Source organism: Streptomyces africanus (assembly GCF_030816955.1).
Lineage (GTDB): Bacteria > Actinomycetota > Actinomycetes > Streptomycetales > Streptomycetaceae > Streptomyces > Streptomyces africanus.
Genome location: NZ_JAUSYP010000001.1, coordinates 5,224,611 through 5,236,353, shown reverse-complemented (window position 1 = coordinate 5,236,353; position 11,743 = coordinate 5,224,611). Strand labels below are relative to the sequence as shown.

The following is an 11,743-nucleotide window of genomic DNA, read 5'->3' as shown; positions in this document are numbered from 1 at the left end:
TTGCTGGAAAGCCCGGGCCCCGGGGCACTCTCACCATGATTGCGGCGGAATGCCCCTCAAGGCTCCGGAGTCAAGCCTACGGCGTGCAGACGCTGTGCGTTACTCGCCCTTGGCCTTCGCGATGATCTCCTCGGCGACGTTCCGGGGAACCTCGGCGTAGGAGTCGAACTGCATGGAGTAGCTGGCACGGCCGGACGTCTTGCTGCGCAGGTCGCCGACGTAGCCGAACATCTCCGAAAGGGGCACGAGGCCCTTCACGACGCGGGCACCGGCCCGCTCCTCCATGGCCTGGATCTGGCCACGGCGGGAGTTGATGTCACCGACGACCTCACCCATGTAGTCCTCGGGCGTGGTGACCTCGACGGCCATCATCGGCTCGAGCAGTACGGGGCTGGCCTTGCGCGCGGCCTCCTTGAAGGCCTGCGAACCGGCGATCTTGAACGCGAGCTCGGAGGAGTCGACCTCGTGGTAGGCACCGTCGAGCAGCGTCACGCGCACACCGGTCATCTCGTAACCGGCGAGGATGCCGAACTGCATGGCCTCCTGCGCACCGGCGTCCACCGAAGGGATGTACTCCTTCGGCACACGGCCACCGGTCACCTTGTTGATGAACTCGTACGAGGCGTCGCCGCCCTCGATCGGCTCGATCGCGATGATCACGCGAGCGAACTGGCCGGTACCACCCGTCTGCTTCTTGTGGGTGAACTCGACCTTCTCGACGGCCTTGCGGATCGTCTCGCGGTACGCGACCTGCGGCTTGCCGACGTTGGCCTCGACCTTGAACTCGCGCTTCATGCGGTCGACGAGCACCTCGAGGTGAAGCTCGCCCATACCGCCGATGACGGTCTGGCCGGTCTCCTCGTTGGTGTGCACCTGGAAGGAGGGGTCCTCCTCGGCCAGGCGCTGGATCGCGACGCCGAGCTTCTCCTGGTCGCCCTTCGACTTGGGCTCGATGGCGACCTCGATGACCGGCGCCGGGAAGTCCATGGACTCCAGGATCACCGGGTTCTTCTCGTCCGCCAGCGTCTCACCGGTGGTGGTCTGCTTCAGGCCCATGACGGCGACGATGTCGCCGGCGCCCACCGACTCGATCTCCTCACGCTTGTTGGCGTGCATGCGGTAGATCTTGCCGATGCGCTCCTTGCGGCCCTTCACCGAGTTCAGCACGGCGGTGCCGGAGTGCAGGCGGCCGGAGTACACGCGGACGAAGGTGAGCTTGCCGAGGTGCGGGTCGCTCATGATCTTGAACGCCAGCGCGGCGAGGGGCTCCTCGTCCGACGGCTTGCGCGCGATGACCTGCTCCGGGTCCTTGACGTCGTGGCCCTCGATGGCCTCGACGTCGAGCGGGGTGGGCAGGTAGCGCACGACCGCGTCGAGCAGGGGCTGAACGCCCTTGTTCTTGAACGCGGTACCGCAGAACACGGGGGTGACGGTGGTGCCGCCGCCCTTGCCGGACGCGATGGTGATGCGACGGATCGCGGCGTAGAGCTGCTCCACGGTGGGCTCGGTGCCCTCCAGGTACAGCTCCATCAGCTCGTCGTCGTTCTCGGCGACGGCCTCGAGCAGCTTGCCGCGGTACTCCTCGGCAGCCTCGACGTGGGTGTCCGGGATGTCGACGGTGTCGTACATCTCGCCCTTGGTCGCCTCGGCCGACCAGACCAGGGCCTTCATCGTCACGAGGTCGATGACGCCCTTGAAGTCCGCCTCGGCACCGATCGGCAGCTGCATGACCAGCGGCTGCGCGCCCAGGCGGTCGCTGATCATGTCGACGCAGCGGTGGAACTCCGCGCCGGTGCGGTCGAGCTTGTTGACGAAGCAGATACGCGGAACGCCGTAGCGGTCCGCCTGACGCCACACGGTCTCGGACTGGGGCTCAACGCCGGCGACACCGTCGAACACCGTCACGGCACCGTCGAGCACGCGCAGGGAGCGCTCCACCTCGACGGTGAAGTCGACGTGACCCGGGGTGTCGATGATGTTGATGGTGTAGTCGTTGCCCTCGAGCGGCCAGTGACAGGTGGTGGCAGCAGAGGTGATCGTGATGCCACGCTCCTGCTCCTGCTCCATCCAGTCCATGGTGGCGGCGCCGTCGTGGACCTCACCGATCTTGTACGAAACGCCGGTGTAGAACAGGATCCGCTCGGTGGTGGTCGTCTTGCCCGCGTCGATGTGGGCCATGATCCCGATGTTGCGGACCCTGGCCAGGTCAAGCGAAGTGGTAGCCATAAGGCTTCAGTCTTCTCTCGGTCTCGATGGGGTCTGCGACTACCAGCGGTAGTGCGCGAAGGCCTTGTTGGACTCGGCCATCTTGTGCGTGTCCTCGCGCTTCTTCACAGCGGCACCCAGGCCGTTGCTGGCATCGAGGAGCTCGTTGAGCAGACGCTCGGTCATGGTCTTCTCGCGACGGGCGCGGGAGTAACCGACGAGCCAGCGCAGCGCCAGGGTGTTGGCACGGCCGGGCTTGACCTCGACCGGGACCTGGTAGGTGGCACCACCGACACGGCGGGACTTGACCTCGAGGGTCGGCTTGATGTTCTCGAGAGCGCGCTTCAGCGTGATGACCGGGTCGTTGCCGGTCTTCTCGCGCAGGCCCTCCATGGCACCGTAGACGATGCGCTCGGCGGTGGAGCGCTTGCCGTTCAGCAGCACCTTGTTGATCAGGGAGGTCACCAGAGGAGAGCCGTAGACCGGGTCGATGATGACCGGGCGCTTCGGGGCGGGGCCCTTACGAGGCATTCTTACTTCTCCTTCTTGGCGCCGTAGCGGCTGCGGGCCTGCTTGCGGTTCTTGACACCCTGGGTGTCGAGCGAGCCGCGGATGATCTTGTAGCGAACACCCGGCAGGTCCTTCACACGGCCGCCGCGCACGAGCACGATGGAGTGCTCCTGCAGGTTGTGTCCCTCACCCGGAATGTAAGCGGTGACCTCGATCCCGCTGGTCAGACGCACACGCGCGACCTTACGCAGGGCCGAGTTCGGCTTCTTCGGGGTGGTCGTGAACACACGCGTGCAGACGCCACGACGCTGGGGCGAACCCTCGAGTGCGGGCGTCTTGTTCTTCTCGACCTTGTCCTGCCGGCCCTTGCGGACCAGCTGCTGGATCGTAGGCACTACTTCTCCGGTTTCTGTGTGCCGAATGGTGAAGCTAACCTGGAACGTCGCCGACCCACGCGGTCGGGTGTGTCGAATCCCGCGGACTCCCGCCGCCAGGCAGAATTAAGCGCAGATTGCGGTGGCCGGTGTCAGCTCGCAGTGCGGGTGATGGCACGCACGAGAGCCAGGGCACACCCCAGGCACAAGGTCTGAGCGTACCTACCGCATTCGCTGCGGTCAAAACAAATGGGTGCCGACCGCATCACCACGCGGGACATGTCAAGCCCCGCGGCCGTTCCCGATCTTCATTTCGATGCCGGCCTGTCGGATTTACCCACATTTCGTGCCGCCTGCGCGTCACCCGGCAGCGATGGACACCACCGTCAGCAACACCAGGACGAGTGCCCAGCCTGCCGTGGACAACCATCCGAGCACGAGACCGGTCAGGGCGAGCCCGTCCCCCAGCTCCCCCCGGCTGCGGATCTCGGCCCGCGCCACATGCCCCAGCACCACGGCCGGAATCCCGGTCAGCCCCATGGTCGGCACGCACAGCAGCCCGCACACGCCGGCCGCCACCGCCTTCCCGTTCGTCTGCGGCCGCGGCACGGGCAGGAACGTCCGCGGCACCGGCAGGACCCCGGCGGGCTGCGGCAGGGGCCCCTGCGGCAGATCCGCGACGAGCACCGCCAGCTCCCCCACGGTCCGCGCCGCGTACGCCCGCGCCACCCGCTTCTCGAACTCGTCGTGCTCCATCCGCCCCTCCCCGTACCCGGCTCTGAGCACGTCCACGGCCCGCTCCCGGTCGGCATGCGAGGCGAGCATGGACGGGGCACTAGGGCCCTGCCAGGGTTGCCAGGAGGGATAGGGCGGCTGGGACACGAAGAACCTCCCCGGAAGCCGGAGTCCTTCCATGATGCGCCGAAGCGGCGCATCCGGCACCGGTGCGTCCGCGGCCGGGGCGTCGCTGACACGCCAAAGGGCGATCACCCCAAAGGATGACCGCCCTCGGCTCAAGCGACTCGCTTACTGGTTGTACGGACCGTAGTCGTAGTCCTCCAGCGGCACGGCCTGGCCGGAGCCCGTGCCGAACGGCGAGTAGTCGATGTCGTCGTAGCCGACGGCCGAGTACATCGCGGCCTTGGCCTCCTCGGTCGGCTCCACCCGGATGTTGCGGTAGCGGGACAGACCCGTACCGGCCGGGATGAGCTTACCGATGATGACGTTCTCCTTGAGGCCGATGAGCGAGTCGGACTTGGCGTTGATCGCCGCGTCCGTGAGGACTCGCGTCGTCTCCTGGAAGGACGCCGCCGACAGCCAGGACTCCGTGGCCAGCGAGGCCTTGGTGATACCCATGAGCTGCGGACGACCGGAGGCCGGGTGACCGCCCTCCTGGACCACACGACGGTTCTCGTGCTCGAACTTCGAGCGCTCGACCAGCTCGCCGGGCAGCAGCTCGGCGTCGCCGGACTCGATGATCGTCACGCGGCGCAGCATCTGCCGGATGATGATCTCGATGTGCTTGTCGTGGATCGACACACCCTGCGAGTTGTAGACCTTCTGGACCTCGCCGACCAGGTGGACCTGGACGGCACGCTGGCCCAGGATGCGCAGCACGTCGTGCGGGTTGGTGGCACCCACGGTGAGCTTCTGGCCCACCTCGACGTGCTCGCCCTCGCTGACCAGGAGCCGGGCACGCTTCGAGATCGGGTACGCCGTCTCGTCGCTGCCGTCGTCCGGGGTGACGACGATCTTCTTGGTCTTCTCGGTCTCCTCGATCCGGATGCGGCCGGAGGCCTCGGAGATCGGGGCGACACCCTTCGGGGTACGGGCCTCGAAGAGCTCGACGACACGCGGCAGACCCTGGGTGATGTCGTCACCGGCCACACCACCGGTGTGGAAGGTACGCATCGTCAGCTGGGTACCGGGCTCACCGATGGACTGGGCGGCGATGATGCCGACCGCCTCACCGATGTCGACCAGCTTGCCGGTGGCCAGCGAACGGCCGTAGCACATCGCGCAGGTGCCGACGGCGGACTCGCAGGTCAGGACCGAGCGGGTCTTGACCTCCTCCACGCCGTGCTTGACCAGCTCGTCGATGAGCACGTCGCCGAGGTCGGTACCGGCCGGGGCCAGCACCTTGCCGTCGACCACGATGTCCTCGGCGAGGCAGCGCGCGTACACGGACGTCTCGACGTCCTCCGCCTTGAGCAGCGTGCCCTCCGCGTTCCGGCTCGCGATCTGCAGACGCAGACCGCGCTCGGTGCCGCAGTCCTCCTCGCGAATGATGACGTCCTGGGAGACGTCGACCAGACGACGGGTGAGGTAACCCGAGTCGGCGGTACGCAGAGCGGTGTCCGCCAGACCCTTACGGGCACCGTGCGTGGAGATGAAGTACTCCAGCACGGACAGGCCCTCACGGAAGGAGGCCTTGATCGGACGCGGGATCGTCTCGTTCTTCGCGTTCGACACCAGACCACGCATACCGGCGATCTGACGCATCTGCATCATGTTGCCTCGTGCACCCGAGTTCACCATCATGAAGATCGGGTTGGTCTTCGGGAAGTTGTCGTTCATCGCCTCGGCGACCTCGTTGGTCGCCTTGGTCCAGATCGCGATGAGCTCCTGCGTGCGCTCGTCCTTGGTGATCAGACCACGCTCGTACTGCTTCTGGACCTTCTCGTCCTGCGCCTCGTAGCCCTTGACGATCTCCTTCTTCGCCTCGGGAACGACGACGTCGGAGATGGCCACGGTGACACCGGAACGGGTCGCCCAGAAGAAGCCGGACGCCTTCAGGTTGTCGAGCGTCGCCGCCACGATGACCTTCGGGTAGCGCTCGGCGAGGTCGTTGACGATCTCGGAGAGCTGCTTCTTGCCGACCTCGTAGTCGACGAACGGGTAGTCCTCGGGCAGCAGCTCGTTGAAGAGCGCACGGCCCAGGGTGGTGTTCAGCCGGAAGCTGTCACCCTGCTGCCACTCGGGCTCGCCCTCCTCCCGCGCCGGCGGGGTCCAGCCGCGCGGCGGGATGGTGCCGACCGGGAAGCGGACGTCGATCCTCGACTGGAGCGACAGCTCGCCCGCGTCGAAGGCCATGATCGCCTCGGCGACCGAGGCGAAGGAACGGCCCTCGCCCTTGAGGTCGCGCATCTCGCCGTCGGTGGTGAGGAAGAACAGACCGAGGACCATGTCCTGGGTCGGCATCGTCACCGGACGGCCGTCGGCCGGCTTGAGGATGTTGTTCGAGGACAGCATCAGGATGCGGGCCTCGGCCTGCGCCTCCGCGGACAGCGGCAGGTGCACGGCCATCTGGTCACCGTCGAAGTCCGCGTTGAACGCGGTGCAGACGAGCGGGTGGATCTGAATGGCCTTGCCCTCGACCAGCTGCGGCTCGAAGGCCTGGATGCCGAGGCGGTGCAGCGTGGGCGCACGGTTCAGCAGGACCGGGTGCTCCGCGATGACCTCTTCCAGCACGTCGTACACGACCGTGCGGCCGCGCTCGACCATGCGCTTGGCGCTCTTGATGTTCTGCGCGTGGTTCAGGTCGACCAGGCGCTTCATCACGAACGGCTTGAAGAGCTCCAGCGCCATCGCCTTCGGCAGACCGCACTGGTGCAGCTTCAGCTGCGGACCGACGACGATCACGGAACGCGCGGAGTAGTCCACACGCTTACCGAGCAGGTTCTGACGGAAGCGACCCTGCTTACCCTTCAGCATGTCGCTGAGGGACTTCAGCGGGCGGTTACCGGGACCGGTGACCGGGCGACCGCGACGGCCGTTGTCGAACAGCGCGTCGACGGCCTCCTGGAGCATGCGCTTCTCGTTGTTCACGATGATCTCGGGCGCACCGAGGTCGAGAAGCCGCTTCAGGCGGTTGTTCCGGTTGATCACACGGCGGTACAGGTCGTTCAGGTCGGAGGTCGCGAAGCGGCCACCGTCCAGCTGCACCATCGGGCGAAGGTCCGGCGGGATGACCGGGACGCAGTCGAGGACCATGCCCTTGGGGCTGTTGGAGGTCTGCAGGAAGGCAGACACGACCTTCAGCCGCTTCAGCGCACGGGTCTTCTTCTGCCCCTTGCCGGTACGGATGATCTCGCGGAGGCGCTCGGCCTCCTCGTCGAGGTCGAACGACTCCAGGCGCTTCTGCAGGGCAGCCGCACCCATCGAACCGTCGAAGTACGTGCCGAAGCGGTCGCGCAGCTCGCGGTAGAGCAGCTCGTCGCCCTCCAGGTCCTGGACCTTGAGGTTCTTGAAGCGGTTCCACACCTCGTCGAGACGGTCGATCTCGCGCTGCGCACGGTCGCGCAGCTGCTTCATCTCACGCTCGGCACCCTCGCGCACCTTGCGGCGCACGTCGGCCTTGGCGCCCTCGGCCTCCAGCTCGGCCAGGTCGGTCTCGAGCTTCTTGGCGCGGGCCTCCAGGTCGGCGTCGCGGCGCTGCTCGATCTGCTGACGCTCGACGGAGACGTGGGCCTCCAGCGAGGGCAGGTCGCGCGTACGGCGCTCCTCGTCGACGTACGTGATCATGTACGCCGCGAAGTAGATGACCTTCTCCAGGTCCTTCGGAGCGAGGTCGAGCAGGTAACCCAGCCGCGACGGAACGCCCTTGAAGTACCAGATGTGCGTCACGGGCGCGGCGAGCTCGATGTGGCCCATCCGCTCACGGCGCACCTTGGCGCGCGTGACCTCGACGCCACAGCGCTCACAGATGATGCCCTTGAAGCGGACACGCTTGTACTTGCCGCAGTAGCACTCCCAGTCCCGGGTCGGACCGAAGATCTTCTCGCAGAAGAGTCCGTCCTTTTCGGGCTTGAGCGTGCGGTAGTTGATGGTCTCGGGCTTCTTGACCTCGCCGTGGCTCCACTGACGGATGTCGTCAGCGGTAGCCAGACCGATCCGGAGCTCGTCGAAGAAGTTGACGTCGAGCACTATGCGTCAATCCCTCTCAGGGTTGTAAGTCTTTGGTCTGATACGGGGGTCCTGGGGCCGGCGGACCTTGGGTCTCCCAAGGTCCGCCGGACTCCCGTCAGACCTCTTCGACGCTGCTCGGCTCGCGCCGGGACAGGTCGATGCCGAGCTCCTCCGCAGCGCGGAAGACGTCCTCGTCGGTGTCACGCATCTCGATGGACATACCGTCGCTGGACAGCACCTCCACGTTCAGGCAGAGAGACTGCATCTCCTTGATGAGCACCTTGAAGGACTCGGGGATGCCGGGCTCGGGGATGTTCTCGCCCTTGACGATGGCCTCGTAGACCTTCACGCGGCCGGTCACGTCGTCGGACTTGATGGTCAGCAGCTCCTGGAGGGCGTACGCGGCGCCGTAAGCCTCCAGCGCCCACACCTCCATCTCACCGAAGCGCTGGCCACCGAACTGGGCCTTACCACCCAGCGGCTGCTGGGTGATCATCGAGTAGGGGCCGGTCGAACGGGCGTGCAGCTTGTCGTCGACCAGGTGGTGCAGCTTGAGGATGTACATGTAGCCGACCGAGATCGGCTCCGGGAACGGCTCGCCGGAGCGGCCGTCGAACAGCCGCGCCTTGCCGGACGGGAGCACCATGCGCTCGCCGTCGCGGTTCGGGATGGTGTGGTTCAGCAGACCGGCCAGCTCGTCCTCGCGGGCACCGTCGAAGACCGGCGTCGCGACGTTGGTCCGCGGCGGGACCTGGTCGGCGTCGATGGCCTGCAGGCGCTGCGCCCACTCGTCGGCGAGACCGGAGACGTCCCAGCCCTGGCTGGCGAGCCAGCCGAGGTGGATCTCCAGCACCTGTCCCGGGTTCATCCGGGACGGCACACCGAGCGGGTTGAGGATGATGTCGACCGGGGTGCCGTCCTCCAGGAACGGCATGTCCTCGATCGGCAGGATCTTCGAGATGACGCCCTTGTTGCCGTGGCGGCCGGCGAGCTTGTCACCGTCCGTGATCTTGCGCTTCTGCGCCACGTAGACACGAACCAGCTGGTTCACGCCCGGCGGCAGCTCGTCGCCCTCCTCACGGTCGAAGACGCGGACGCCGATGACCTTGCCGATCTCGCCGTGCGGCACCTTCAGCGAGGTGTCACGGACCTCGCGCGCCTTCTCACCGAAGATCGCGCGGAGCAGGCGCTCCTCGGGGGTCAGCTCGGTCTCGCCCTTGGGCGTGACCTTGCCGACGAGGATGTCACCGGCGACGACCTCGGCACCGATGCGGATGATGCCGCGCTCGTCGAGGTCGGCGAGGACCTCCTCGGAGACGTTCGGGATGTCCCGGGTGATCTCCTCGGGGCCGAGCTTGGTGTCACGGGCGTCGACCTCGTGCTCCTCGATGTGGATCGAGGAGAGGACGTCGTCCTGCACGAGGCGCTGCGACAGGATGATCGCGTCCTCGTAGTTGTGACCCTCCCACGGCATGAACGCCACGAGCAGGTTCTTGCCCAGCGCCATCTCGCCGTTCTGGGTGGCCGGACCGTCGGCCAGGACCTGGCCCTCGATGATCCGGTCGCCCTCGGCGACGATGACCTTCTGGTTGACCGAGGTGCCCTGGTTGGAGCGGGCGAACTTGGCCAGGCGGTACGTGATGTACGTGCCGTCGTCGTTGGCGGTGGTGATGTAGTCCGCGGAGACCTCCTGGACCACACCGGCCTTCTCGGCCTTGACCACGTCGCCGGCGTCGACCGCGGAGCGGTACTCCATGCCGGTGCCGACGAGTGGGGCCTCCGCCTGGATCAGCGGAACGGCCTGGCGCATCATGTTCGCGCCCATGAGGGCACGGTTGGCGTCGTCGTGCTCCAGGAAGGGGATCATGGCGGTCGCGACCGACACCATCTGGCGCGGCGAGACGTCCATGTAGTCCACGTCCTCGCCGCCGACGTAGTCGACCTCGCCGCCCTTACGGCGGACCAGGACGCGGGCCTCGGCGAAGCGGAGGTCGTCCGTCAGCGGCGCGTTGGCCTGCGCGATGACGAAGCGGTCCTCCTCGTCGGCCGTGAGGTAGTCGACCTCGTCGGTGACCTGGCCCTCGAACACCTTGCGGTACGGGGTCTCGACAAAACCGAACGCGTTCACCCGGCCGTAGGAGGCGAGCGAGCCGATCAGACCGATGTTCGGGCCTTCAGGGGTCTCGATCGGGCACATGCGGCCGTAGTGCGAGGGGTGCACGTCACGGACCTCGAAGCCGGCCCGCTCACGGGACAGACCACCCGGGCCGAGCGCGGACAGACGCCGCTTGTGCGTCAGACCCGACAGCGGGTTGTTCTGGTCCATGAACTGGGACAGCTGGCTGGTGCCGAAGAACTCCTTGATGGAGGCGACGACCGGCCGGATGTTGATCAGGGTCTGCGGCGTGATCGCCTCGACGTCCTGGGTCGTCATCCGCTCGCGGACGACACGCTCCATACGCGCCAGACCCGTACGGACCTGGTTCTGGATGAGCTCGCCGACGCTGCGCAGGCGGCGGTTGCCGAAGTGGTCGATGTCGTCGGTCTCGACGACCACGGAGGTGCCGTTGTCACCGACCGTCTCGGTCTCGCCGGCGTGCAGCTTCACCAGGTACTTGATCGTCGCGATGATGTCCTCGACGGTCAGGATCCCGGCGTCCAGCGGGGTGTCCGTACCCAGCTTCTTGTTGACCTTGTAGCGGCCGACCTTGGCCAGGTCGTAGCGCTTGGGATTGAAGTAGAGGTTCTCGAGCAGCGTCTGCGCGGCCTCACGCGTGGGGGGCTCGCCCGGGCGCAGCTTGCGGTAGATGTCGAGCAGCGCGTCGTCCTGGCCCTGGGTGTGGTCCTTCTCCAGGGTGGCGCGCATGGACTCGTATTCGCCGAACTCCTCGAGGATCTGCTCGGTGGTCCAGCCGAGCGCCTTGAGCAGGACGGTGACGGACTGCTTGCGCTTGCGGTCGATGCGGACACCGACCATGTCGCGCTTGTCGATCTCCATCTCCAGCCAGGCACCCCGGGACGGGATGATCTTGGCGGAGAAGATGTCCTTGTCGGACGTCTTGTCGATGGAGGAGTCGAAGTAGACACCGGGCGAACGGACCAGCTGCGACACCACGACACGCTCGGTGCCGTTGATGACGAAGGTGCCCTTGTTCGTCATGAGCGGGAAGTCGCCCATGAAGACCGTCTGGGACTTGATCTCACCGGTCTCGTTGTTGGTGAACTCGGCGGTGACGAAGAGCGGGGCCGCGTACGTGAAGTCGCGCTCCTTGCACTCGTCGATCGAGTTCTTCGGCGGCTCGAAGCGGTGGTCGCGGAAGGTCAGCGACATCGACCCGCTGAAGTCCTCGATCGGGGAGATCTCCTCGAAGATCTCCTCGAGCCCGGACTTGGTGGGGACGTCCTGACCGTTCTCGAGAGCCTCCTCGACCCGACTCTGCCAGGCGGTGTTGCCGAGCAGCCAGTCGAAGCTCTCGGTCTGCAGCGCGAGCAGGTTCGGAACCTCGAGAGGCTCCTTGATCTTTGCAAAAGAGATGCGCAGCGGGGCAGTGCTGGCGGCGTTGTTCGTATTCGCGGTCGAGGCGTTGCGCGAGGCGGCCAAGAGGGGGTCCTTCCGAGGGCTCGGACTCACTACGCGCGTACCGGCCCCTCTCCCGTACACAGAGACAAGCGGCGTCGGTCCGGCCTTGAGGCCAGGTCAGACAGCTCTTGTCGTCGATGCTCGGGCGAGGGCAGACCCCTGGTGA

At 66.5% G+C, this 11,743-nt stretch carries 6 protein-coding genes; all 6 read right to left on the bottom strand.

Annotated features, from left to right (window positions below; translation table 11 throughout):
• Positions 1–99: 99 nt before the first annotated feature.
• The 6 genes from fusA to rpoB all read right to left on the bottom strand — a co-directional run bounded on the left by fusA (position 100) and on the right by rpoB (position 11,598).
• Complete coding sequence (gene fusA, locus QF034_RS24375) at positions 100–2,226, bottom strand: elongation factor G (RefSeq protein WP_086559327.1); 2,127 nt, start codon at positions 2,224–2,226, stop codon at positions 100–102.
• 39 nt (positions 2,227–2,265) lie between these two features.
• Positions 2,266–2,736, bottom strand: coding sequence for a 30S ribosomal protein S7 (rpsG, locus tag QF034_RS24370; protein ID WP_003998848.1), 471 nt, complete (start codon positions 2,734–2,736; stop codon positions 2,266–2,268).
• A 2-nt stretch (positions 2,737–2,738) separates the two neighbouring features.
• On the bottom strand, positions 2,739–3,110 hold the full coding sequence (rpsL, locus tag QF034_RS24365) for a 30S ribosomal protein S12 (RefSeq protein ID WP_003948652.1): 372 nt from the start codon (positions 3,108–3,110) through the stop codon (positions 2,739–2,741).
• Between the two features lie 339 nt (positions 3,111–3,449).
• On the bottom strand, positions 3,450–3,971 hold the full coding sequence (locus QF034_RS24360) for a DUF1707 and DUF4190 domain-containing protein (RefSeq protein ID WP_307176952.1): 522 nt from the start codon (positions 3,969–3,971) through the stop codon (positions 3,450–3,452).
• A gap of 144 nt (positions 3,972–4,115) precedes the next feature.
• Positions 4,116–8,015 carry a DNA-directed RNA polymerase subunit beta' gene (locus QF034_RS24355; RefSeq protein WP_307176951.1) on the bottom strand — a complete coding sequence of 1,300 codons (3,900 nt, stop codon included), beginning with the start codon at positions 8,013–8,015 and terminating at the stop codon, positions 4,116–4,118.
• Positions 8,016–8,112: 97 nt separating this feature from the next.
• Entirely contained in the window at positions 8,113–11,598 is a 3,486-nt protein-coding gene (gene rpoB / locus QF034_RS24350) for a DNA-directed RNA polymerase subunit beta (RefSeq protein WP_279540599.1), read from the bottom strand.
• Between the last annotated feature and the right edge of the window lie 145 nt (positions 11,599–11,743).

Bases quoted from the DNA above. Each gene is read 5' to 3' on its own strand.
- fusA (WP_086559327.1), bottom strand. From the start codon at position 2,226: ATGGCTACCACTTCGCTTGACCTGGCCAGGGTCCGCAACATCGGGATC.
- rpsG (WP_003998848.1), bottom strand. From the start codon at position 2,736: ATGCCTCGTAAGGGCCCCGCCCCGAAGCGCCCGGTCATCATCGACCCG.